Genomic DNA, 23802 nt, shown 5'->3' with positions numbered 1-23802 from the left:
TAAAAAAATACCGGCCTCGCAGCCGGTATTTTATCTGGCGGGTAGCGCTTCGCTACCCGCCCTGCTTAACGACTTACTTCGCCTTCAGTGCAAGCGGATTCAGCTTCACGCCCTTATAGTAGTTCACCCACGAAGAGTATTTCTCCGGAGCGGACCACACGCGGTAGTGAAGACGCGCCATGGTCACCGGGTCGCTCAACAGCACCAGTCGACGGTCGCGGTTGAGTTTTTCCGGGGTCTCGTTAAGCGCCTGCTCAACGTGACGATCGCGGGCAATCTCCAGCACCTGGCTGGCACGGTGGCGCGCAGTGGCCATCGCCGTTGCCAGAGCGTTGAATGACGGGTTAAACACGGCGTGCATAAAGCCATCATCCAGCGTGCGATTGCGGTTCTGCTCGAGATAACGATCGGTATCCACCAGAACCTGCGGCGGGGAATACTCTTCCGGGATCAGGAACAGTTTCCAGCGTTTGGTCCGCAGCCCCACCGTTGAACGGCTGGAGATCACGGAGACAAACGGCGACAGGATCAGCGAGAAGACAATCGGCGCCAGCCAGAACAGGAAGCGCAGATCCAGCCAGGCCATCCCGGCAGCCCACACCAGACCCAGCAGCAGCTGAGAACCGTGGCGCATAAAGGCTTCGCTCCACGGCGTGGAGTCGTCATCACGCTGCGGTGAGTTCCAGACCACTTCCCAGCCCAGGAACGCACTGACCACAAATACGGTGTGGAACAGCATACGCACCGGTGCCAGCAGCACGGAGAACAGCACTTCCAGCAGCAGTGAAAGGGTCACGCGGAAGAAACCGCCGTACTCTTTCGAGCCTTTGCACCAGATCAGGATGATACTGAGCAGCTTAGGCAGGAACAGCAGCACCATGGTGGAGGCAAACAGCGCAATCGCCAGCTCCGGACGCCACTGCGGCCACACCGGGAACAGCTGGCGCGGTTGCAGGAAGTATTGCGGCTCCGTCAGGGCATGGACCACCTGCAGCGCAGTGGAGAGCGCAAGGAACATAAACCACAGCGGTGCGGAGAGATAAGACATCACGCCCGTCAGGAACACCGCGCGGTGAACCGGGTGCATCCCTTTAACGAGGAACAGACGGAAGTTCATCAGATTACCGTGACACCAGCGGCGGTCACGCTTGAGCTCGTCCAGCAGGTTCGGCGGCAGCTCTTCGTACGATCCCGGCAGGTCGTAGGCAATCCAGACGCCCCAGCCAGCACGACGCATTAGCGCCGCTTCCACGAAGTCATGCGACAGAATAGAGCCTGCAAATGACCCCTCACCTGGCAGCGGCGCCAGCGCACAGTGCTCAATGAACGGCTTCACGCGGATAATGGCGTTGTGACCCCAGTAGTGCGACTCACCCAGCTGCCAGAAGTGCAGACCCGCGGTGAACAGCGGCCCGTAGACACGGGTGGCGAACTGCTGGCAGCGCGCATAAAGGGTGTCCATGCCGGACGCTTTTGGCGAGGACTGAATGATACCCGCGTTAGGGTTGGCTTCCATCAGACGCACCAGACCGCTCAGGCAGTCACCGCTCATGACCGAGTCCGCATCCAGCACGACCATATAGCTGTACTGATTACCCCAGCGACGGCAGAAGTCATCGATGTTACCGCTTTTACGCTTCACACGGCGGCGGCGGCGGCGGTAGAAGATCTGCCCTTCGCCCTGCACTTCTGCAATCAGCTCCATCCACGCTTTTTGTTCTGCAACGCAGATATCCGGGTTGTAGCTGTCGCTCAGGATGTAAACGTCAAAATGCTCCGCGTTGCCGGTCGCCTTTACGGACTCCCATGTCGCACGCAGGCCCGCAAATACGCGGTCAACGTCTTCGTTACAGATAGGCATAATCAGCGCAGTACGGTGCTCGGAATTGAGGGGTTCATCCCCGACCGTTGACGCCGAAATGCTGTATTTGTCACGCCCCATCAGCAGCTGCAGGAAGCCCATCAGCGCGGTCCAGAAACCGGCCGAGACCCAGCAGAAGAGAACCGCGAACAGCAGAAGGATGCCGCTCTGCAGAATATACGGCAGCAGCTGCATGAAGGAGACCCAGAGATCCTGGCCCATCATGTCCGTCGGGTTGATGAACGCCCAGCCCTGATAAGGCAGGATGGTTTTCATGTACCAGGTCGCGACGACCGTCTGCGCCAGCGTCAGAAGCAGCAGGATATAGCGACGGATGGTCCCCACGGTACGCCATTTCTGTTCGGACGCCTGCTCTTCTTTTGTCAGGCGCGACAGATAGCGCGGCGTCACATCACGCCCGCGCAGGCGATCCCAGAAGCGGCCCACCGGGTTGGTGCGCCATGGATCGGGGAACATTGAGGAACGCGTGGCCTTCGGCATCGCCTGCAGCTGATCGCGCCCTTCGTCGTCTTTAATCAACTGCCCTTCCGCCAGCGAGTCCGGCCAGGCCTGCTCCAGACGCGCCTTGACTGACCCGAGCGGCGTATCATCATCACGGGAAAACTGACGATGTTCACCATCCAGCGCGGTGTGAACCGCGCGGATGTCGCTCTTAGGCAGTGCCGCTTTTTCGATATCCGTCAGCGGCATGGCATCAATATATTCAGATGTATTATTCATTGGCAGGTAGCTGATAGCTCCAGGTTTCACTCAGCGGCTGATCGTTACTGACCAGCGCAGCACGCATTTCAGTGGTCTGTTTCGGATCTTTCACTTTCACGCGCAGGGTCAGACGCCAGCCTTTGGTTACCGGGTTGTAACGCACGGTATTCTCAACGATTTCACCGTTATCACCGATGCTGGCCTGAGCGGCAACGGCGGTGTCCGGCGACAGTTTCTTCATATCCTGGCCGGTGAAGTCCACGACAAACGCCACGGTCCCGTCAGGCTGACGGATAAGATTAGACTGCTTCACATCACCCGTTGAGCGGCGAGTCTGCATCACATACGCGTTATCCGGCGCATGCAGCTTATCTTCGTCGCGGCTGAAGGTAATGGTGTACTTGAAGTTCATCTCTTTACCGGCTTCCGGCAGCTGATCCGGTGTCCAGTAAGCGACGATGTTATCGTTGGTTTCATCGTTGGTTGGAATTTCTACCAGCTCGACTTTACCTTTACCCCAGTCACCGTTTGGCGTGACCCAGGCGCTTGGACGCTGGTCATAGCGATCGTCCAAATCTTCAAAGCGGGAGAACTGACGACCACGCTGCAGCAGGCCGAAACCTTGCGGGTTTTCCATTGCGAAGCTGCTCACCGCCAGATGTTTCGGGTTATTCAGCGGACGCCAGATCCACTCACCGTTACCGGCATGAATAGACAGACCGTTGGAGTCATGCAGTTCCGGGCGGAAGTTGGTTGCCGGTGACGGCTGGTTCGGCCCAAACAGGAACATGCTGGTCAGTGGCGCAACGCCCAGTTTGCCTACTTTGTCACGCAGGTAAACCTTGGACTGTACGTCAACCACCGTGTCACGACCCGGCATAATCACAAAGCGATAGGCGCCGGTTGCACGCGGGGAATCCAGCAGCGCATAAATGGTCAGACGTTTGTCCGTTGGTTTTGGACGCTCAATCCAGAACTCACGGAAACGTGGGAACTCTTCACCTGATGGCAGCGCGGTATCAATAGCCAGACCACGCGCAGAAAGCCCGTATACCTGCCCCGCGCCAATGACGCGGAAATAGCTGGCACCCAGCATGCTGACGATTTCGTCGTTTTTATCTTTGCTGTTGATCGGGTAAAGCACCTTGAAGCCTGCGAAGCCCAGGTCTTTCACCGTATCTTTATCGTGTTGCACATTGCCAAAATTGAAATAATCCGGGCTGTACTTAATCTTACGAACCGCTGTCGCCGTCACTTCATTGATGGCAACAGGCGTGTCGAAGTACATACCCTGATGATAAAATTCAAGCTTGAACGGGGTTTTGATATTGCTCCAGTACGCTTTATCGTGATTGAACTGGATCTGCTGATAGTCCGCATACTTCATGTCGCGGAAAACGGAGGGCAAGTTACTTTTCGGCGCTTCGTAGCTCTTGCCTGCCATCGATTTTGCCTGTTTTGCGACATCGTCGATGTTAAAGGCCAGTGCCGATGAGGTATACAGTGACAACACCACTGCAGCACCCAACCAACGCATTTTCATCATCTGTGGTTTATGTTTCATAATAAGTAAGCACTTCCCCCTTTGTGTGCTTATATCGATCCGATCCATTTTAATGGAAACTCAGGCAATCCGACAACATTATCACTGCTTTGTTCAGCTGCTGGCTCAGGGATTAAGCAAATGAAAGAACCCGCTATTCACTTTGCGTGCTTATCCTGGAGACAGGGTGTCGGTCTTGGTGTAGGGTTGCCTTCGAATGTAACCATTATGAGTCTTAGGGATAAGACGAAAAGTCTGAGAATGCACAACGTTATATGAGCACAACACCAACAGAACGTGAATATTTCCTCGACTCGATCCGGGCATGGCTGATGCTATTGGGGATCCCCTTTCACATTTCACTGATTTACTCCAGCCACACCTGGCACGTGAATAGCCAGATGCCCTCCTGGTGGCTGACGCTGTTTAATGACTTTATTCACGCCTTCCGTATGCAGGTGTTTTTCGTCATATCCGGCTATTTCTCTTACATGCTGTTTCTGCGATACCCGCTCAAGCGCTGGTGGAAAGTGCGCGTAGAGCGCGTGGGGATCCCCATGCTGACCGCCATTCCGCTGCTGACGCTGCCCCAGTTCATTATGTTGCAGTACGTGAAGGGTAAAGCGGAGAACTGGCCGAATCTGACGCTGTATGAAAAGTACAACACGCTGGTCTGGGAGCTGGTGTCTCACCTGTGGTTCCTGCTGGTCCTGGTGGTGCTCACCACGGTGAGTCTGTTGATTTTCAGCCGCCTGCGCCACCATCTAATTACGAAGGCCGACACCTTTTTCGCCAACGTTACGATGGGCAAACTGTCAGTGCTCTTCTTGCTGTTGGGGATTGCCTATGCCGCTGTGCGACGGACCCTGCTTATCGTCTACCCGCCGATTTTGAGCGACGGGTTATTTAATTTTGTGGTGATGCAGTCGCTGTTCTACATTCCGTTTTTTTTAATCGGCGCGCTGGCGTTTATTCATCCGAAGCTTAAATCGCTGTTTGTCACCCCGTCACCGTGGTGCGCGCTGGGAGCCACCCTCGCGTTCGCGGCCTATCTGCTGAATCAGCGCTACGGGAGCGGCGACGCCTGGATGTATGAAACGGAAAGCGTGATCACGATGCTGTTGGGCCTGTGGATGGTGAACGTAGTATTCGCGCTGGGCCACCGTTTGCTGAACTTTAAGTCCCACCGCGTGACCTACTTCGTTAATGCTTCGCTGTTTATCTATCTGGTGCATCACCCGTTGACGCTTTTCTTCGGGGCTTATATTACACCGCACATCGCCTCCAACACGCTGGGCTTCTTTACCGGGCTGGTGTTCGTTGTGGGGGTGGCGATCGTACTCTACGAAATCCATCTGCGGATCCCGCTGCTGCGTTTCCTCTTTTCAGGAAAACCGCAGGCGAAAGCCTCTTAGAACACGCGGCGCACCGGATGCGCCGCGTTTGTTTCAGCTTTCCAGCTCTTGTCTGCGCTGAGTTAGCAGCCGCTGATAAAGATGCGTGGTGTCGTCGTCGAAACAGACAAAAATCACCTTCTCCGGCAGCGGTTTTAACGACAGGTAGCGGTAAACGGTTTCTACGGCGATCGTTGCGGCGGCGGCCTTAGGGTAACCATACACGCCGGTGCTGATGGCCGGGAACGCCATCGTTTTATAGCCGTTGTCGGCGGCCAGCCGTAAACAGTTCCGGTAAGCCTCTTCCAGAATACTCGCTTCGTGCTGGTCCCCGCCATGCCAGACGGGCCCTACGGCATGAATAACCGCTCTGGCAGGCAGATTGCCCGCAAGCGTAATCACCGCGTGACCGGGAGGACATTCGCCCTGCTGTTGCCGCACGGTTTTACAGGCTTCCAGCAGCTGCGGTCCGGCAGCCCGGTGGATAGCCCCGTCCACGCCGCCTCCCCCCATCAGGGAGGGATTGGCCGCATTGACGATAACGTCGACGTGCATGGTCGTAATATCGCCATGAATAATGTCAATTTGCGGTTTCATAAAGCCCCTCTGCAACCCGCCTTTTTCTTAAGTGTATCGCAGAGGAGACCGGGAGAAAAAACTATCAGAAAAAATCCTCTTCCACCGCTGGGCGGGAGAGTGCGCATTAGCGATACTGGATTTCGACAACCGCGAGCGTTTTTTCAGGATTAAGGTATTTCATATTGAGCGTCGCCAGGTTTGAGTCACTCACTTTCCCGTTAAGCGCCTCTTCATAGCTCACCATACGCGTTTGCATACGGTTATTATCTGGACATGACATTGCAAACTGTTGCTTCTGGGGAGTGACTTCACAGGGGTCTGCGACAATGGCACCGCGAAAATGAATGACACCACCGTTCACAACTGTGGCCGAATAAGCCGGGATACTCAAAGCAGAAACGACCAGACCCAGACCTGCCGCGAGTCGAGCAAAATAGTTATTCATTATAGGTACTCCTCAATGAAAATCGTCCATGAGGGGTAAACGCGCTTCATTTATTACGGCAAACGAAGTCTCACGTTAAGGAACATAATGACCAGGTCCCTGATATCAGCATAGCTCAACGGCACAGACCCGCCACATTCGCAACATATTGATTTCATGAATATTTAGATCGAACTTCCCGCCGGTGACCACTGTTGTGATAAATGAAGCGATTTTCCATCTGAAACGGTGACCACGATTTTTACCGTGTCTCCTGCGTTAATATTTAAACTCAGGCGCATTAAATCAATCGTCTGATTAGCGGGTATAAAAAGGGTATTTTGCTGTCGGGACGAACTTTGTCCCCCCTGCCCTTCCCGAACAGAAACAATCTGAACCTGACAATTACATGATTGCGCCAGAGTGACCTGCGGAATAATGGTGGTCATGTTTTCCTGCTGCGACGTTTTGAACGTTATCTGGCTGGAAAGCGCGGCGAGTAGAATTAAGGTATTCATGATGAACTCCCGAAAAAAAACAGGGCTGATGCCCTGTTTTTTTGTAGCACAGATTTCAGTATCAGTACTGATGAGCTGTCGCGTGGTTACCAAAACCGATCTGGGTAACGTTAACAGTTGAGTTGGACGCAGTCTGGTCTACGAGTGCACCGTTAAAGCCGCCGGACTGGCTAACATTCATGACGGATTTTTTACTGTTCCACTGATCAAGTGTTGCACTGTTGCCAAACCCTTTTTGGGTCAGGTTGATTTTACTGTCATCAGAACCCTGACCAACGTCAGCGCCGTTACCGCCACCTGTCTGGCTAATATTCAGGACAGAATTTCTGGCGTCTGTTTGCAGAGCAACCGCGGAGTTACCGCCACCATTCTGATAAATATTCAGGGTTGAATTTGGGCCACCGTATCCGCCATGACCATGCCCATGACCCCAGCCATCCTGATTAATCAGACCAGCCATAGCACTACCAGAAACTACGATTGCTGCAAGCGCTGCCACTTTGAAAAATTTCATGGTAAACCCCCGTCGGATTGATTAAAGTCGTCGCGAAAGCGCTAATGTTGAATAACGTTAATCGCCATTTGCGACTGTTTCTGCACTACAACTGCGGTTTTCTGCGTACCGTACTGCGTAATATTTGCTCTATTACCCGACCCTTGCTGGATAATTTTCGCGCTATTACCGTATCCATCTTGCGTAATACCTGCATCATTCCCGTTACCGCTCTGATCGATCCAGGCTATATTGTAAGCCCCTGATTGATCGACTCTCGCTCTGTTGCCTGCCCCATCCTGGGAAACAATGGATAAGAGTTTTGAACCGTCCTGGCGAACCTGAGCGTCATTGAAAACGCCCCGTTGACCAATAATGGCTGCCTGATTTAGTGATGAAAGACTTAATTCGTTAACCGCAAAGTTATATTCAGCATTTGCCAAATCTGAATTAGCCGCGGTTACAAATCCAGGCGCACCCAGTAATGTAAACATCACAATTAACGATGTGTTTTTCATGTTGTCACCCTGGACCTGGCTATTTAATTACTCCATGTTTAAACGGCTCGTATGGTGTTAACGCGTCGTTACGGTGAAGAGTATGTCCGCTGAAACATTTTAAATATCTCACCCGCGCGGCTTATTTTTATTTTTCGGGTCACCACAAAGTCGTAATTTACAGTAAAAATCACTTTAATCAGGCCGGCTTATATTTTTTAATAAAGGTGTATTGTGAAAGAGTTGTACAACAAGACAAAGGCTGTCCACGCTTCCTCCCGGGTTGTTTAAACGTAACGGCAGGAAACATTTTTCTCAGTGCGTGACACGGAGCCTCTTTTCTTAAGCCAGACAGACGCTCATTCCTGGGCTTAGAAATCATCTGAAACTCATACTTAATTAGTGCTTTACAAAAATAACAAATATTCTTAATAATCATATCGTTAAAAATATTTGTATGATTTTTAAAATCTGTGCATCTCTATTTAGGTGTACAACTTTCTCATCAATTCTCACCATTCCAAACAATCAAATTTCACAAATTAATATTGATTTTTACGTTCTGTTACATGTTTAACACTTGCTTTAAACTTCGTAAAAGCTAGATTGAAATTAGATGTACGAAATTGGTTTTATATTTACCTCCCTGTGGAGGTTATGGTCTGATTCTACACACAGCAGTGCAACATCTGTCAGTACTTCTGGTGTCCTCTTTTAAACTGGAGGACAGCTGCCAGGTGCCAAAATAAAGTGGGGTTTCATCATGTATAATGAAGTCCATAGTTTACATGGTCATACATTACTGTTGATCACAAAACCTTCTTTGCAAGCGACAGCATTATTACAACATTTAAAGCAATCTTTATCACTGAGCGGGAAATTGCATAATATTCAACGTTCTTTTGATGATATTGCACCTGGCAGCATCATTCTTTTCGATATGATGGAAGCTGATAAAAAGCTTATCCATTACTGGCAGGATATTTTAAGCAGAAAAAACAATAATATCCGCGTGCTATTGTTGAATACGCCTGATGAATATCCTTTCAGAGATATTGAAAGCTGGCCGCATATCAATGGCGTGTTCTACGTCACGGAAGAAGAAGACCGGGTGGTAGAGGGGCTGCAAGGTATATTGCGCGGAGAGTGTTATTTTTCGCAAAAGCTTGCCAGCTATCTCATCACGCACTCCGGAAATTATCGCTATAACAGCTCAGAGTCAGCACTGCTCACGCACCGTGAGAAAGAGATCCTGAATAAGTTACGCATTGGTGCTTCAAATATTGAAATCGCCCGTTCGTTATTTATCAGCGAAAATACGGTAAAGACGCACCTTTATAATCTTTTCAAGAAGATAGCTGTGAAAAACCGAACTCAGGCGGTTTCGTGGGCAAACGATAACCTCAGGCGTTAATCACATGAAGCGCACGTTGAGTTGGATCGCCGCAGCGAGTTTCCTGCTCGCTGCTGGGAATCTGAAGGCCGTCGAGGTCGAAGTTCCCGGATTGTTAACAGACCACACTGTCTCATCGGTCGGGCACAGTTTTTACCGTGCCTTCAGTGACAAATGGGAAAGTACATACACGGGTAATATAACAATCAACGAGCGGCCCAGTGCACGATGGGGAAGTTGGATAACAATAACGGCTAATCAGTCCGTTATTTATCAAACGTTTTTATTCCCGACCAAAATGGACTTCGATAAAAACGTAGTCTTAGCACTGGCACAATCAGAAGACGCTATTAATCGCCTGCAAATAGATAAAGCCCTATTAAGCACCAGCGATTTAGCAAAAGACGAGTTCTAGCGAACCGATATGCGGAGGCTGTCATGCGTATTGCATATGCAGTTGTTTCGATAATGCTGATCACACCCATCAGCTGGGCCGGAAACATGACGTTTCAGTTCCGTAACCCTAACTTTGGCGGTAACCCTAACAACGGCGCGTTCCTGCTGAATGAAGCTCAGGCGCAAAACTCCTATAAGGATCCCAGCTTAAAGAATTTTAGCGTTGATACCCCGTCCGCACTGGATAACTTCACGCAGGCCATCCAGTCGCAGATTTTAGGTGGTTTGCTGACCAACATTAATACCGGTAAACCCGGGCGGATGGTGACCAACGACTTTATCGTTGATATCGCCAACACGGACGGACAGCTTCAGTTGAACGTGACCGATCGTAAAACCGGAAAAATCTCCACCATCCAGGTTTCCGGTCTACAAAACGATTCAACTAACTTCTGAACAACAACGAAATAAGGACAACAATCATGCAGCGCTTCCTGATATTTGTTGCAGTGTGCTTATTGAGCGGTTGTTTAACTGCTCCACCTAAAGAAGCTGCAAAACCAACATTAATGCCTCGGGCCCAGAGTTATCGTGATTTAACGCATTTACCTGCTCCAACGGGAAAAATATTTGTCTCCGTGTACAACATTCAGGATGAAACCGGGCAATTCAAACCTTACCCGGCAAGTAACTTCTCCACGGCAGTGCCGCAGAGCGCCACCGCGATGCTGGTTACCGCACTCAAGGATTCGCACTGGTTTATTCCGCTGGAACGTCAGGGGCTCCAGAACCTGTTGAATGAACGCAAAATCATTCGTGCCGCCCAGGAAAATGGCACCGTTGCGGACAATAACCGGACGCCTCTGCAATCTCTGGCGGCAGCGAACGTAATGATTGAAGGATCGATTATCGGCTACGAAAGTAACGTTAAATCGGGTGGTGCGGGAGCACGTTACTTCGGTATCGGTGCGGATACCCAGTATCAGCTCGACCAAATCGCCGTTAACCTGCGTGTGGTTAACGTCAGTACAGGCGAAGTGCTCTCTTCGGTGAACACCAGCAAAACCATTCTGTCTTATGAAGTTCAGGCAGGGGTATTCCGCTTCATCGATTACCAGCGTTTGCTGGAAGGTGAAATTGGCTACACCTCTAACGAGCCGGTCATGATGTGTCTGATGTCGGCCATTGAAACCGGCGTGATCTACTTAATTAACGACGGTATAGACCGCGGGCTGTGGGATCTGCAAAACAAAGCAGACGTGCAGAACCCGATACTGGTGAAATACCGCGATATGTCAGTCCCTCCGGAATCCTGACAGGAAGCGCATAAAAAAGGCGAGATGATTATCTCGCCTTTTTTTATTCACTCACTGCCGTGATGTTTTGCGCTTTTTCCCGCCGCGCCGCCAGCCATAGGCCGCTGTTTTTCATGGCATAGCCAAACAGCAGCCCCAGCGCCAGTGAAGGGACCACCAGCTTCCAGTCACCCTGCCCTGCAAAGGTCGCGCACGCCCCCATAAAGGTTCCCGGCACAAATGAAAGCAGCAGATGCTTAGCCTGGATGCACATTAAAAAGGCGACGACGCCCGTCATGACGTATCCCAGAATTTCCAGATGCGGCGCCAGCGCGCTGCCTTTCATGATCACCAGCGCCCAGATAACGCCGCTCATCAGCGTGCAGCCTGAGATAAAGAGCCCTTTTACGCCCCCCTGCGGACAGGCGAAATAGGCGGTACAGCCGAGGAATCCGGCCCAGCTGAGCAATCCGAGAGACACGGCTACCCATCCCCAGAGCCCGGAGAGAATACCTGTCGTTATTGCGATACAAAGTAATATGTTCATGGCGCGCATCTTAGCAGAAGCGCACCATAGAAATGAGATCATCAGCACATTACATGCAAAATGAATTGATGAGTTGCAGAATTTATGTGACTTAAATCACCCTTCGTTCTCTTCTTCCAGCTCATCCCACATTGCCGCGATAGCGTCGCGGGTCAGCGGCGCCAGCGTTCTCCAGAATGGCGAGGTGGCATGCGCTTCAACTTTACCCAGGAACGTCCCGACCCACGGCAGCAGGTACGTTTCGAACAAGGTTTCAATGGCTTCGTTCTCATCATCACCGGCGTTATCTTCAATCCAGGACGCTGCCAGCAGCAGCGTACCGATATGATCGGCTGGCGTATCGCTCAGCGGCATACCGCGGGTGGAGAGGAAAGCACGGACTTCCGCTTCCGTCGCCCCTTCCTGCCAGGCAGAACGGTATGGCGAAACGCGGCACTCATCGCCGACAAACAGAGCATTGTAGTCGGTCGCAATCTGCTGCATGTCGCAGCTTTTTTGCAGACGTTCCAGTAAATCATCCTGTTCCAGCGGCCAGTTCTGCGCCAGTTTACCTTCACGAATTAACGTAAAAAGTGGCACCAGCAGCGGGTCTTGCGGCTGGCGATAATAGAGCGTACCCAGCACGCGGCAGAGGATGGAAAACTCGTTCATTTTTTTTATTCCATTACACAATTAAAGATCGGCAAATTCGGCAATCGGTTCCATTCCGCGCGACTCAAGGAAATCGAGCATGCGGCGTGGGGTCACGTTCAGGATTTGCGCTTCCGGGAAGTTAACATCATTCAGCACTTTCAGGCACTCGCTGAAATCACCCAGCGTAAACGCGGTATGAGAGTCTGAGCCCAACGCCACCATGCCACCCGCATCACGCACGGCGGCCGCCACGGCGCGACAGTTGTCTTCGCTGCCCTTACGCGAGTGAACAAAGGAGGAGTTATTAATCTCCAGCGCCACGCGGTGTTTTGCTGCCGCCTGCGCGACAGCCTGAATATCAATCGGATACTTCGGGTTACCGGGGTGGCTGATAATGTGCACATTGCCGCTGGCAATAGTGGCAATCATCGCCGCGGTGTTGGTCTCTTTATCCTGAGGCGGGAAAACCGGCTCATGAAAACCGGCGAGGATAAGGTCCAGAGACGTCAGCATCGGGCCGGTGCAGTCGATCTCACCGTCGATATTTTTGATGTTCGCCTCAATGCCGCGCAGTATCCCAATGCCGTCCACCAGACGTGGCCAGATCCGCATATTCACAAAATGCCAGTAGTGCGGCGCATCCGCCATGTCCGGGCCATGATCGGTGATCGCGAACAGCTTAATACCTTTAAGCTTCGCCTGAGCGATATAATCATGGAGGTTGCTATACGCGTGGGTACTGGCGACGGTGTGCATATGCAGGTCAACGGGATACATCTCTTTCTCCTCTGCGGTTTTTCCAAAGGATAGCAGTTATCAGCGGCGAATATTAGCAAAAACCCGGCGAACGCCGGGTTTCTCTCAGTAGCCGCGCTTTCTGTCGACCTGCCCGGTGACCGCGTTGCCCTTTTCCATTTCGCAGATGGTATGGGATATATAGGCCACCGCTTCTGCCGGACGCGTCACGGCAGCCACGTGCGGGGTCATCGCGACGCGCGGGTGCTTCCACAGCGGGCTTTCCGCGGGCAGCGGTTCACGGCTATAGACATCCAGCATGGCGCCTTTTAGCTTTCCGCTGTCCAGGACCTTCAGCAGATCGCCTTCCACAACATGGACTCCGCGCGCCAGGTTCATCAGGTAGCTCTGATCGACGAGCTGATTGAGCAAGGTTTCATTGATGATCCCTACCGTTTCCGCCGTGTTTGGCAGCAGGTTGATCAGCACGCGCGTGCCGTTCAGAAAGGCCGGAAGCTCATCCGTTCCGGCAAAACTCTCGACGCCCGGATAGTCCTTGCGACTACGGCTCCAGCAGCGCAGGGGGAAGCCCCACGGAGCGAGTGCTTCTGCCACTTTTGAGCCCAGCACGCCCGCACCGAGGATGCCGATCGTAAAGTCTTCGCGACGGTACTCAGGCAGCGGCTCCCAGTGGGCCTGCTGTTTAAAGGCCTGATAGTCATCAAAGCGGCGGAACCAATGCAGCACCTGGCTCACGGCATATTCCTGCATTTGCTGGCCCATTCCGGTATCTTCGAGGCGGAACAGAGGGATCTCTTCCGGCAGCATTTCAGGGTGTGCCTTCAGTTTGCTCAGAATGGAATCCACCCCAGCTCCCAGGGCAAAAACGGCCTTCAGCTTGCGGCCCTGCAGCATCTCAACCGGCGGGTGCCAGACCAGCGCATAGTCGGCATGTTCATTATCGCCACGCTTCCACTCGCGAACGCGTGCGCCGGGCAGCGCCGCCGAAAGTGCGTCAATCCAGTAAGCGGTATCAAATGTAGGGTGATAGAAGAGAATATCCATAGTTATTCCTGCCTTTTATTGCGCTGTTTTGTTTTCATTTTCAAATGGATTGCCAGCATAACAAATTTATCAGGAAACCGCGTTGCTGATAAAAAAGACGCTTTCAGCACATTTAAGAATCATGTTGCCTGAAGTTTGTCTAAACGCGCTAAATTACTGAAAAAGTGGGTTGACGGCCGTTCGGCTTTTCCTTACATTAGCGCCCGTCCCGGCAACAACGGGATGACAATATGGTGAGGTGTCCGAGTGGCTGAAGGAGCACGCCTGGAAAGTGTGTATACGGCAACGTATCGGGGGTTCGAATCCCCCCCTCACCGCCATATTCGAGATGAGAGCTCGTACGAAAGTACGGGCTTTTTTCTTTTATATTCTCCGAAAGGGGGGATTCGAACCTTGAAACTCCCTGCGCTCTTTATGTCGGGTGGCGCTGCGCTTACCCGACCTACGAAAAGCTACTCTTCCACCATCTTCGCATACTCTTCAGTCAGAAAATCCACCAGCGTCCTGACCGATGGCAGCATGCCGCGCCGCGAAGGATAAACCGCGTGAATCACTTCCCGTCGGGGTTCCCACGCGTCCAGCACCCGTACCAGTTCCCCTGACGCAAGCTGATCCTTCACCATCAATATCGGCAACTGTACAACGCCCACGCCCGCCATCGCCGCTTCCCGCAGTGCCAGCATGTCGGTGGTAATAAAGCGCGGTGCGTAGTGGATCTCCGCTTTCGCCCCCTCTGGACCACTGAGCTCCCATTTATGCACCTGTTTACCGGCCCCCATACTTAATCCAGGCCATTCACTGAGCTCGGAAGGCATTCGCGGTTTACCCATACGTTCAATCAACTGCGGACTTGCCACCAGGCAATGCCCCCTGTCAGCCAGCACCCTTAAGACCAGATCGCTGTCATCAAACGGACGCGGACGCACGCGGATAGCGACATCAATACCTTCGCCAACAAGATCGACCCGACGATTGGTGGCCTCAAGCTGGAGATTAATCCCGGGGTAGCGCGCCATAAACCGTGCCAGCATCGGCCCCACGTGGACGTGCAGTAACGTGACGGGACAGGTGATCCTGACGACGCCGCGCGGCTCAGCCTGCAGCGCAGCAACGGCCTCCTCTGCCGCTTCTGCTTCTATCAGCATTGCCTTACAGTGCTGATAGAAAGTGTGCCCCACTTCCGTCACCGTAAACTGCCGCGTCGTACGCTGTATCAACCGTACGCCAAGCCGCTCCTCCAGCTGCGCGATCCTGCGGCTCAGTTTAGACTTGGGTTGGTCAAGCGCCCTTCCCGCCGCCGCAAACCCCCCGTAGTCCACCACCTTCACAAACCAGACGAAGTCATTGAGATCCTGCATAAGTCCTCATTGTTCTATTTTCGGAACAGTGAATGCCATTTTCACTATCTACCGGGATATTAACCCTGAATATAAGCTAATTACATCAACAGAACATCAGGAGTTAATCATGAAAAACGTAACAGGCGTTTATACCGCTCCTCGTCAGCACTGGGTTGGCGATGGTTTCCCGGTCCGTTCAATGTTCTCTTATCAAACCCACGGCGAGCCGCTGAGTCCGTTCCTGCTGCTGGACTACGCAGGCCCGTACACCTTTCCGGCAGATGGTGCGAAACGCGGCGTAGGCCAGCATCCTCACCGGGGTTTTGAAACGGTCACCATCGTTTATTCAGGTGAAGTGGAGCATCGCGACTCCACGGGTAAAGGCGGTGTGATTGGCCCCGGCGACGTGCAGTGGATGACCGCAGGCGCAGGTATTTTGCACGAGGAGTTCCACTCAAGCGCGTTCTCGCAGAAAGGCGGCGAACTGAAAATGATGCAGCTTTGGGTCAACCTCCCTGCGAAAGACAAGATGGCCGCACCGGGCTACCAGAGCATCACGAAAGCCGACATCCCGGTGGTGACGCTGCCTGACAACGGTGGAACGCTGCGGGTCATTGCCGGTCGCTACGACACGGTTACCGGCCCGGCGCACACCTTCTCACCGCTCAACGTCTGGGACATCGTGCTGAACCAGGGAAGTCATCTGGCGCTCAATCAGCCCGAAGGCTGGAGCACCGCGCTGGTGGTGCTTGAGGGCAACATCACGGTGAACGGTACCACTCAGGCAGGTGAAGCCCAGCTGGTCGTACTGAGTCAGGAAGGCGACAAACTGCACCTTGAGGCAAGCAGCGATGCAAAAGTGCTGCTGATGGCCGGCGAGCCGCTGAATGAACCCATCGTGGGCTATGGCCCGTTTGTGATGAACAGTAAAAGCGAAATCAACGAAGCCATTCGTGATTTCAACTCCGGCCGCTTCGGCCAGATCTGAACGTAATAAAGGAGAAGAAGATGTCTACACCTGCTAATTTTAATGGCTCCCGTCCGGTTATTGATGTGAACGATGCGGTGATGTTGCTTATCGATCACCAGAGCGGTCTGTTCCAGACCGTCGGAGATATGCCAATGCCAGAGTTGCGCGCTCGTGCGGCAGCGTTAGCGAAGATCGCGACCCTGGCGAAGATCCCGGTGATCACCACCGCGTCAGTTCCACAGGGACCGAACGGACCGCTTATCCCGGAGATCCACGCCAACGCACCGCATGCGCAATATGTTGCCCGTAAAGGTGAAATCAACGCCTGGGATAACCCGGAGTTCGTGGCCGCGGTAAAAGCCACCGGGCGCAAAACGTTGATTATCGCGGGCACTATCACCAGCGTCTGCATGGCCTTCCCGTCAATTAGCGCGGTGGCGGACGGGTACAAAGTATTTGCGGTGATTGATGCCTCCGGCACCTACAGCAAGATGGCGCAGGAGATCACCCTGGCGCGCGTGGTGCAGGCCGGTGTGGTTCCGATGGATACGGCGGCGGTGGCCTCTGAGATCCAGCGAACCTGGAACCGTGAGGACGCGGCTGAGTGGGCTGAGGTGTACACCCACATATTCCCGGCTTACCAGCTGCTGATCGAAAGTTACGGCAAAGCACAGGAAGTGGTTAAAAACAGCGAAGTGCTCGATTCTCAACGTTAATAACCCGTGCTGCGACAAGAGCTGATTAAGGCTTAACCGAACGCACACGAATACAGAAAATCTGCTTGACCGTTTTAGCGCAACTCCCTATAGTAGCGCCCCGTTGCCCCCCAAGCGGTCAGGCAGCAAAACAATATGGTGAGGTGTCCGAGTGGCTGAAGGAGCACGCCTGGAAAGTGTGTATACGGCAACGTATCGGGGGTTCGAATCCCCCCCTCACCGCCATATTTGAAGAAGAGCTCGCATGAAAATGCGGGCTTTTTTTTCACATGTTGCACGCCTGCGGGGGGATGAGAATCCCCGACCGGGGTTCGACAACTGGCGACAGCCAGTTGGACAGACTGAGAGCGTAGCGAACAGTCTGCCCGCAGGGCAAGCGAAGCGAGTCAATCCCCCCCTCACCGCCATATTTGAAGAAGAGCTCGCATGAAAATGCGGGCTTTTTTTTCACATGTTGCACGCCTGCGGGGGGATGAGAATCCCCCCGGTGCTATATGCAGCTCGATGCGGCCTGAGCCCCTCACCCTAGCCCTCTCCCCAAGGGAGAGGGGATAAAATGCACAAAAAACAAAGCCCGGTTTCCCGGGCCTTGAACACAACAGCAAACTCAATAATACGCTTGCAGCGTGCGCTGGCAGAGCGCCGAACGCACGCAGTCCTCTTTGGTGAAGCGTACCACCCCAATCATCTCATCTTCCTCAAAACGTGACATGGCGTCGCTCAGCCCGGATTTCACGCCGGATGGCAGGTCACACTGGGTAATATCGCCGTTAACGATAACCGTCACGTTCTCCCCGAGGCGCGTTAAGAACATCTTCATTTGCGCAGCGGTCACGTTCTGAGCCTCGTCAAGAATGACGACCGCATTTTCAAATGTACGTCCGCGCATATAGGCGAACGGCGCGATTTCCACCTTGCCAATCTCTGGTCGCAGGCAGTACTGCATGAAGGATGCACCCAGCCGCTTCACCAGCACGTCATAGACGGGCCTGAAGTACGGGGCAAACTTCTCCGAAATATCTCCGGGCAAGAAGCCGAGATCTTCATCAGCCTGCAGTACCGGACGGGTAACAATGATTCTTTCCACGTCCTTATGGATCAGCGCTTCCGCCGCTTTGGCTGCACTAATCCAGGTTTTCCCGCATCCGGCTTCACCGGTTGCAAAGATGAGCTGTTTACTCTCGATAGCATTCAGGTAGTGCGCCTGAGCCTCATTGCGCGCCACAATTGGAGAATTATCACGGCTGTCTCGGGCCATGCCAATTGCTTCTACGCCACTCATCTGCACAAGCGAGGTGACCGATTCTTCTTCACGCTGTTTATGGCTACGTGAATCCCGTCTCAGCACACGTTTTGCTTCGCGACGAGCTTTGATCACTGCTTTTTGTCTTCCCATGGATAGCACCTTGAGTTGTTGGTATTCATCACACGCGCCAGCTTCGGCACGATTATGCGCACGAACATCAGAGGGTTGGCTTCCTTGTAAGCCATTGCTTGCTTTATCGGATGACGATACGGAACAGCTACGCGCACCGTTCTGCACGTCGGTCGAATCAGATTCTTGAGGAAGGGGGGAGAATTTAGTGGTGAGGAAATCGCTGCCGGAGTCTGAGCCTCCGCGCCGGGTGCTGCGGTTGTTATGTTTACCTTGTCCAGTACAGGACGCAACCATTCGCGATCTCCATAGTGATTCAGCATCACTGCCGGGAACTACCGCTGTCTTATCTTAAGTACATCAGGAGTTATCACAAATGCAACATTTATTTTACCTGAATGCAACTTTTAAGACTGCACCTGCAGTGGATTCAGTCTTATATAGAAATATTACAGAAATATAACAACAAGATAGTCATATGAAAAAATAATGTCCCCGCGAACTATCGCAGGGACGATTATCAGGCTTCGATCAGCCCTTGAGCGAGGTACGCGTTACTGTCGCGCGCCCCTGGCAGGGCAAAGAAATAGCCGCCGCCGATAGGTTTAATGTACTCTTCCAGCGCTTCACCGTTGAGCCGCTTCTGCACGGTGAGAAAGCCCTTTTCCAGATCGTGCTGATAGCAGACGAACAGTAGCCCCATATCAAGCTGACCGGAGTTGGTCACGCCGAGCGAGTAGCTGTAGCCCCGACGCATCATCAGGCTCGACTGCGTCTCTTTGGTTCGCGGATTGGCAAGGCGAATATGGCTGTCGAGCGCAATTACATCGCCATTGGGATCGCGGGCGTAGTCAGGCACATCATGCTCGTTCTTCATACCGAGCGGTGCCCCGCTTTGCTTATCCCGACCAAAGATCGTCTGCTGCTCTTTCAGCGGCGTGCGGTCCCAGAACTCCACGTGGAACTGAATAATCCGCACCGCCTGATAGCTGCCGCCCACCGCCCATGCCGGTTCGCCCTGATCGGCAGTGACCCACACCACCTCCTTCATGAGCGCACCGTCGTGGCTGTCCGGGTTGGCCGTACCGTCCTTAAAGCCCAGCAGGTTCACCGGTGTCTCTTTTCCTTTGCTGCGGGCGGCGTGGTCCGAGATAAACCCTTCCCGCTTCCAGCGCACGCTCAGCAGATCCGGCGTGTGCTTGATGATGTCGCGCAGGGCGTGGATCACCGTGTCCTGGGTATTGGCGCAGATCTGCAGGAGCAGGTCGCCATGACACAGCGCCGCATCCAGGGAGTCATTCGGGAAGCGCGTCATTTTTTGCAGCGCCTTCGGCTTCTGTTTTGCCAGCCCATAGCGCGCGTCAAACAGCGATTCACCGAGCGAAACGGTAATGGTCAGGTTATCCGGGGCGATAAACGGCCCCAGAATGCCGGAGTCCATTGGCGGCAGACGCGGGTTCGGCGTATCGGGCGCCGGTCCACCGGCGGTAAGAAACGCGATGCGCGTCGTCAGCAGGCGGAACAGGCGTTCCAGATCGGCTTTATCGCTGGCCAGCGAATCAAAGGCCACCAGCATCATAGACGCCTGCTGCGGCGTCAGGATACCCGACTGATGCTCGCCATAAAACGGCTGCGTCTCCATGCGGGCATTGGGTGACAGCGTGCCGGGTGCGCTTTGCGGTTTCGCCGCATGCGCCACCGGACAACCACCGGCCAGAGCAAGCGCGCCCCCCAGCGCCCCTACTCCCTTTAACAACCGACGACGTGAAGGCTCAACCACGTCGTTCTCGCTATGCTTATTCATCGTGCTTAGTCCAGACCCAGTACGCCACGCAGCAGAGAGAGATCTTCCGCCAGGGCGGTGATCGGACCTTTCAGCGCGTTGCGGTCGGCATCGGTCAGCTTGTCGTAGGTCTCAAACCCGTCTTTGGTGCGGTACTTCGCCAGAATGGTGTCGACCTTTTTGAAGTTGGCATCCACTTTGGCCAGCAGCTCGCCGTTCTCTTTCTGCAGCTGAGGACGCAGCAGGTTAACAATTTTCTGCGCGCCGTCGACGTTGGCCTGGAAGTCCCACAGATCGGTATGGCTGTAGCGATCTTCTTCGCCGCTGATTTTGCTGGCGGCTACTTCTTCAATCAGCCCGGCCGCGCCGCCCACCACTTTTGACGGCGGGAAGGCCAGCTCGCTGATGCGCTTTTGCAGCTCCAGCACGTCGCTGTTCAGCTGGTCGGCATACTTCTCCATCCCTTTGGCAGAATTATCGCCGAACAGGGCTTTCTCCAGACGGTGGAAACCGGTGAATTTCGGATCGGCGGCTTTCTGCTCGAAATCATCTTCGCGGGCGTCAATGCTGCCATCAAGGTCAGAGAACAGCTCGGCGATCGGCTCGATGCGCTCGTAGTGCTGACGGGTTGGCGCATAGAGGGATTTCGCTTTTTCGATATCCCCGGCCTTCACCGCATCGGTAAAGGCTTTGGTTGCCGTCGCCAGGTCCGCCGTCTCTTTGGTAACGTAGGCTTTATACGCGGTAATCGCATCGCCCAGGCTCAGCACCGCAGCGCCTTTCGCCGCATCGGCCGTCGCTTCACCTTTGACGATCAGCTTCCCTTTAGGGTTGGTCAGCAGACCGCAGGTCATTTCATACTCGCCCGGCTGCAGGTTGGCGGTCATCTTCTGGCTGAAGCCAGGGGCGATATTTTCACGCTCTTCCACCACCAGAACGCCTTTCAGGATCTCCCACTCCAGCGCCTTCTGGCTGTGGTTCTGAATAATAAACTGGGTTTTACCACTGTTCACCGTGAGGGTCATCGGCTCACACTGCTTGTCGTTGACGGTGACCTTAACCTGTGGAACATCCGCGCCCCAGGCGGAGAATGCAGAAGCGAACAGCGCGGCAATGCCTGCGCATAACGCACTACGACGGAACTGAATTGCCATGACTCTTCCCTTTAAAAGTATGTTGTTACTCAATCAAAGATTACGGCGCAACGCGCGACGCCTGCGTGCCGGTACGCGGCGGCATTGCGAACAGCACCAGCGCCGGAACCAGATAGATAAAGTACATCGCCACTTCGCTGACGCTCGGCGTTTCCTGATAGCCGAAGATACCTTCGAGCAGGGTGCCGGTCAGAGAGTGCGTGGAGAGAACGTTGCTGAGGTCGAACGCCACGTCCTGGAAATGGTTCCACAGGCCCGCTTCATGGAAGGCGCGAATCGCCCCTGCCGCCAGACCCGCGGCTACCAGCAGAATAAACAGGCTGGTCCACTTGAAGAAGGCGCCCAGGTTCAGACGAATACCGCCCCAGTAGAGCAGGAAACCGAGCACCACGGCCGTGGCGAGGCCCAGCATGGCCCCCAGCGGCGGCCAAATCCCCACATCCTGCTGAAACGCCGCCAGCAGGAAGAAAACAGACTCCAGCCCTTCGCGCGCCACGGCGAAAAAGACCATCATAATGAGCGCCCAGCCGTGGTTGTTCCCCTTCTGTAGGGCGTTATCCACCGCCTGCTCCAGCTGCACCTTCACGTTACGGGAGACTTTACGCATCCAGAACACCATCCAGGTGAGGATCACCACCGCAATCACGGCGACGATACCTTCAAACAGCTCCTGCTCTTTCTGCGGAAACTCGCCGGTGGTTTCGTTGATGAGGACACCTAAGCCCAGGCAGAGCGCCGCGGCAAGGAAGACCCCGATCCACATGACGCCAATCCAGCGCCCGCGCTGGGTTCGCTTCAGATAACTGGCGATGAGGCTCACGATAAGGGCGGCTTCGAGCCCTTCACGTAACATAATGAGAAATGGAACAAACATGCCGACACCTTAAATGTTTATCGCGGTCAACTGATGCAAAGAAAGGTAAATTCCTGTGATAGTGATTATCATTACGGCAGAAAGAAACACAAGCGAAATGTGCGGTGTTTTGATAACGAGTTGTAAACGCCCAGCCTGATAATAGTTTCAGGTGTTATCGTTAAGTTTATAAGTTATAACGAAAATGCCCATTTACGCTGATTCAGGGCTGTGGCTAAATAACTGCCTCAAACACCTGGTGAAAATTAATTATGTTTAAGATTGTCCATTTCCTGCTGGCGCTGGTCATTATTCTCGCGCTTGCCTGGCTGGTGAGTTTCGACCGCCGAAAAATTCGCATTCGTTTTGTTTTACAGCTGATTGTCATAGAAATTGCTCTGGCGTTCTTTTTCCTGCACGCCGAAAGCGGTTTATTCCTGATTAAATACGTCTCAGGATTTTTTGAGTCGCTGCTCAAATTTGCCGGTGAAGGTACCAATTTCGTCTTTGGCGGCATGGGAGAAAAAGGGCTGGCGTTCATTTTCCTCGGCGTACTTTGCCCGATTATTTTTATTTCCGCGCTGATTGGTATTCTTCAGCACTGGCGGATCCTGCCGATTTTTATTCGGGTAATCGGTACGCTGCTGTCAAAACTGAACGGTATGGGCAAGCTGGAATCCTTTAACGCGGTGAGTTCGCTGATCCTCGGCCAGTCAGAAAACTTCATTGCCTACAAAGGCGTGCTGGGCGATCTCTCCTCTCGTCGTCTCTTCACCATGGCAGCCACGGCGATGTCGACGGTCTCCCTGTCAATTGTCGGCGCGTATATGACCATGCTCGACGCTAAATTTGTCGTCGCGGCGCTGATTCTGAACATGTTCAGCACCTTTATTATTCTCACGGTCATCAACCCGACGCGCCCGGAAGCGGAGCCGGATATCAAACTGGAAAAACTGCATGAATCGCAGAGCTTCTTCGAGATGCTTGGCGAGTATATTCTGGCCGGTTTTAAGGTGGCGATGATTATTCTGGCGATGCTGATTGGTTTTATCGCGCTTATTAGTGCCGTTAACGCCCTCTTCTCCAGCGTATTTGGCATGAGCTTCCAGCAGATCCTCGGCTATGTATTTTATCCCCTGGCATGGCTAGTGGGGATTCCGCTGAGCGATGCCTTAAACGCGGGCAGCATTATGGCAACCAAGCTGGTGGCGAATGAATTTGTGGCGATGATTGAGCTGCAAAAAATAGCGCACCAGATGTCCCCGCGCGGGCTGGGGATTTTATCCGTCTTCCTCGTCTCGTTCGCGAACTTCGCCTCCATCGGCATCGTGGCCGGGGCGATTAAGGGCCTGAACGAGCAGCAGGGTAACGTGGTATCGCGGTTTGGTCTGCGTCTGGTGTACGGCGCGACCCTGGTGAGCCTGCTGTCAGCGAGCTTTGCGGGGTTGGTGCTCTGATGCAATGCCGGGTGGCGCGCAGCGATCCCGGCCTGCAAAACAACAACGGCGGGAATTC

At 53.5% G+C, this 23802-nt stretch carries 24 protein-coding genes and 2 tRNA genes; 10 read left to right on the top strand and 16 right to left on the bottom strand.

What is annotated here, in order from left to right:
• Nucleotides 1–73 precede the first annotated feature (73 nt).
• Together mdoH and mdoG are read right to left on the bottom strand one after the other, a co-directional pair.
• Complete coding sequence (mdoH, locus tag AC0TN7_RS19535) at nt 74–2602, bottom strand: glucans biosynthesis glucosyltransferase MdoH (protein WP_024908994.1); 2529 nt, start codon at nt 2600–2602, stop codon at nt 74–76.
• Nucleotides 2595–4148 carry a glucans biosynthesis protein MdoG gene (gene mdoG, locus AC0TN7_RS19530; RefSeq protein ID WP_021240787.1) on the bottom strand — a complete coding sequence of 518 codons (1554 nt, stop codon included), beginning with the start codon at nt 4146–4148 and terminating at the stop codon, nt 2595–2597. Before mdoG ends, mdoH begins: the two co-directional genes overlap by 8 nt.
• A gap of 254 nt (nt 4149–4402) precedes the next feature.
• Between mdoG and mdoC the strand changes: the two genes are divergently transcribed.
• Nucleotides 4403–5542: a glucans biosynthesis protein MdoC gene (mdoC, locus tag AC0TN7_RS19525; RefSeq protein WP_473702361.1), complete on the top strand. Its 1140-nt coding sequence runs from the start codon at nt 4403–4405 to the stop codon at nt 5540–5542.
• Between the two features lie 33 nt (nt 5543–5575).
• Here mdoC and ymdB read toward each other — a convergent pair whose 3' ends face one another.
• The 5 genes from ymdB to csgB all read right to left on the bottom strand — a co-directional run bounded on the left by ymdB (nt 5576) and on the right by csgB (nt 8053).
• Nucleotides 5576–6118, bottom strand: a complete 543-nt coding sequence (ymdB, locus tag AC0TN7_RS19520) for an O-acetyl-ADP-ribose deacetylase (protein ID WP_024908992.1) — start codon at nt 6116–6118, stop codon at nt 5576–5578.
• 106 nt (nt 6119–6224) lie between these two features.
• Complete coding sequence (locus AC0TN7_RS19515) at nt 6225–6545, bottom strand: type 1 fimbrial protein (RefSeq protein WP_024908991.1); 321 nt, start codon at nt 6543–6545, stop codon at nt 6225–6227.
• A gap of 164 nt (nt 6546–6709) precedes the next feature.
• Nucleotides 6710–7042, bottom strand: coding sequence for a curli assembly chaperone CsgC (gene csgC, locus AC0TN7_RS19510; RefSeq protein WP_024908990.1), 333 nt, complete (start codon nt 7040–7042; stop codon nt 6710–6712).
• A 61-nt stretch (nt 7043–7103) separates the two neighbouring features.
• On the bottom strand, nt 7104–7556 hold the full coding sequence (csgA, locus tag AC0TN7_RS19505; RefSeq protein WP_024908989.1) for a curli major subunit CsgA: 453 nt from the start codon (nt 7554–7556) through the stop codon (nt 7104–7106).
• Nucleotides 7557–7597: 41 nt separating this feature from the next.
• Nucleotides 7598–8053 carry a curli minor subunit CsgB gene (gene csgB, locus AC0TN7_RS19500; protein WP_024908988.1) on the bottom strand — a complete coding sequence of 152 codons (456 nt, stop codon included), beginning with the start codon at nt 8051–8053 and terminating at the stop codon, nt 7598–7600.
• Between the two features lie 742 nt (nt 8054–8795).
• On the opposite strand from csgB, the gene csgD reads away from it, so the two are divergent.
• Genes csgD through csgG form a run of 4 tightly spaced genes read left to right on the top strand, consistent with a single transcriptional unit; the run spans nt 8796 to nt 11137 of the window.
• On the top strand, nt 8796–9446 hold the full coding sequence (gene csgD, locus AC0TN7_RS19495) for a biofilm master transcriptional regulator CsgD (RefSeq protein ID WP_024908987.1): 651 nt from the start codon (nt 8796–8798) through the stop codon (nt 9444–9446).
• 4 nt (nt 9447–9450) lie between these two features.
• Nucleotides 9451–9840, top strand: a complete 390-nt coding sequence (csgE, locus tag AC0TN7_RS19490) for a curli production assembly/transport protein CsgE (RefSeq protein WP_024908986.1) — start codon at nt 9451–9453, stop codon at nt 9838–9840.
• A gap of 23 nt (nt 9841–9863) precedes the next feature.
• Nucleotides 9864–10277 carry a curli production assembly/transport protein CsgF gene (csgF, locus tag AC0TN7_RS19485; RefSeq protein WP_032648919.1) on the top strand — a complete coding sequence of 138 codons (414 nt, stop codon included), beginning with the start codon at nt 9864–9866 and terminating at the stop codon, nt 10275–10277.
• 26 nt (nt 10278–10303) lie between these two features.
• Entirely contained in the window at nt 10304–11137 is an 834-nt protein-coding gene (csgG, locus tag AC0TN7_RS19480; RefSeq protein WP_032648920.1) for a curli production assembly/transport protein CsgG, read from the top strand.
• Nucleotides 11138–11180: 43 nt separating this feature from the next.
• Here the strand turns inward: csgG and AC0TN7_RS19475 are convergent, their stop codons facing one another.
• The 4 genes from AC0TN7_RS19475 to ghrA form a co-directional block, all read right to left on the bottom strand.
• Nucleotides 11181–11663, bottom strand: a complete 483-nt coding sequence (locus AC0TN7_RS19475; RefSeq protein ID WP_267216716.1) for a DUF1097 domain-containing protein — start codon at nt 11661–11663, stop codon at nt 11181–11183.
• A gap of 96 nt (nt 11664–11759) precedes the next feature.
• The gene (locus AC0TN7_RS19470; protein ID WP_202774424.1) at nt 11760–12314 is read right to left on the bottom strand and encodes a TorD/DmsD family molecular chaperone; all 555 of its coding nucleotides are present in this window, start codon (nt 12312–12314) and stop codon (nt 11760–11762) included.
• A gap of 21 nt (nt 12315–12335) precedes the next feature.
• Entirely contained in the window at nt 12336–13073 is a 738-nt protein-coding gene (locus AC0TN7_RS19465) for a phosphatase (RefSeq protein WP_024908981.1), read from the bottom strand.
• An 84-nt stretch (nt 13074–13157) separates the two neighbouring features.
• Nucleotides 13158–14096, bottom strand: a complete 939-nt coding sequence (ghrA, locus tag AC0TN7_RS19460) for a glyoxylate/hydroxypyruvate reductase GhrA (protein WP_267216717.1) — start codon at nt 14094–14096, stop codon at nt 13158–13160.
• 232 nt (nt 14097–14328) lie between these two features.
• Here ghrA and AC0TN7_RS19455 point away from each other — a divergent pair.
• Nucleotides 14329–14416, top strand: a tRNA-Ser gene (locus tag AC0TN7_RS19455).
• Between the two features lie 132 nt (nt 14417–14548).
• Here the strand turns inward: AC0TN7_RS19455 and AC0TN7_RS19450 are convergent.
• Complete coding sequence (locus AC0TN7_RS19450; RefSeq protein ID WP_024908979.1) at nt 14549–15454, bottom strand: LysR family transcriptional regulator; 906 nt, start codon at nt 15452–15454, stop codon at nt 14549–14551.
• 109 nt (nt 15455–15563) lie between these two features.
• On the opposite strand from AC0TN7_RS19450, the gene AC0TN7_RS19445 reads away from it, so the two are divergent.
• The 3 genes from AC0TN7_RS19445 (at nt 15564) to AC0TN7_RS19435 (ending at nt 17347) form a co-directional block, all read left to right on the top strand.
• Nucleotides 15564–16424, top strand: coding sequence for a pirin family protein (locus tag AC0TN7_RS19445; protein ID WP_267216718.1), 861 nt, complete (start codon nt 15564–15566; stop codon nt 16422–16424).
• A 20-nt stretch (nt 16425–16444) separates the two neighbouring features.
• The gene (locus tag AC0TN7_RS19440; protein ID WP_024908977.1) at nt 16445–17122 is read left to right on the top strand and encodes an isochorismatase family protein; all 678 of its coding nucleotides are present in this window, start codon (nt 16445–16447) and stop codon (nt 17120–17122) included.
• Between the two features lie 137 nt (nt 17123–17259).
• Nucleotides 17260–17347: transfer RNA gene (locus AC0TN7_RS19435), tRNA-Ser, on the top strand.
• Nucleotides 17348–17729: 382 nt separating this feature from the next.
• On the opposite strand, the gene phoH is transcribed toward AC0TN7_RS19435, so the two are convergent.
• The 4 genes from phoH to efeU form a co-directional block, all read right to left on the bottom strand.
• On the bottom strand, nt 17730–18518 hold the full coding sequence (phoH, locus tag AC0TN7_RS19430) for a phosphate starvation-inducible protein PhoH (protein ID WP_024908976.1): 789 nt from the start codon (nt 18516–18518) through the stop codon (nt 17730–17732).
• A gap of 499 nt (nt 18519–19017) precedes the next feature.
• Nucleotides 19018–20301 carry an iron uptake transporter deferrochelatase/peroxidase subunit gene (gene efeB / locus AC0TN7_RS19425; protein ID WP_090417395.1) on the bottom strand — a complete coding sequence of 428 codons (1284 nt, stop codon included), beginning with the start codon at nt 20299–20301 and terminating at the stop codon, nt 19018–19020.
• A 5-nt stretch (nt 20302–20306) separates the two neighbouring features.
• The gene (efeO, locus tag AC0TN7_RS19420; RefSeq protein WP_024908974.1) at nt 20307–21434 is read right to left on the bottom strand and encodes an iron uptake system protein EfeO; all 1128 of its coding nucleotides are present in this window, start codon (nt 21432–21434) and stop codon (nt 20307–20309) included.
• A 40-nt stretch (nt 21435–21474) separates the two neighbouring features.
• Nucleotides 21475–22308 (bottom strand): iron uptake transporter permease EfeU, encoded by an 834-nt coding sequence (gene efeU, locus AC0TN7_RS19415; protein WP_045908301.1) that lies wholly within the window; start codon nt 22306–22308, stop codon nt 21475–21477.
• A gap of 251 nt (nt 22309–22559) precedes the next feature.
• Between efeU and AC0TN7_RS19410 the strand changes: the two genes are divergently transcribed.
• Nucleotides 22560–23744 carry a NupC/NupG family nucleoside CNT transporter gene (locus tag AC0TN7_RS19410; protein WP_024908972.1) on the top strand — a complete coding sequence of 395 codons (1185 nt, stop codon included), beginning with the start codon at nt 22560–22562 and terminating at the stop codon, nt 23742–23744.
• Nucleotides 23745–23802 lie beyond the last annotated feature (58 nt).

Source organism: Enterobacter sp. PL_is511, assembly GCF_055816065.1.
The sequence above is the reverse complement of the archived record's forward strand: the minus strand, read 5'-3'. Positions and strand labels throughout refer to the sequence as shown.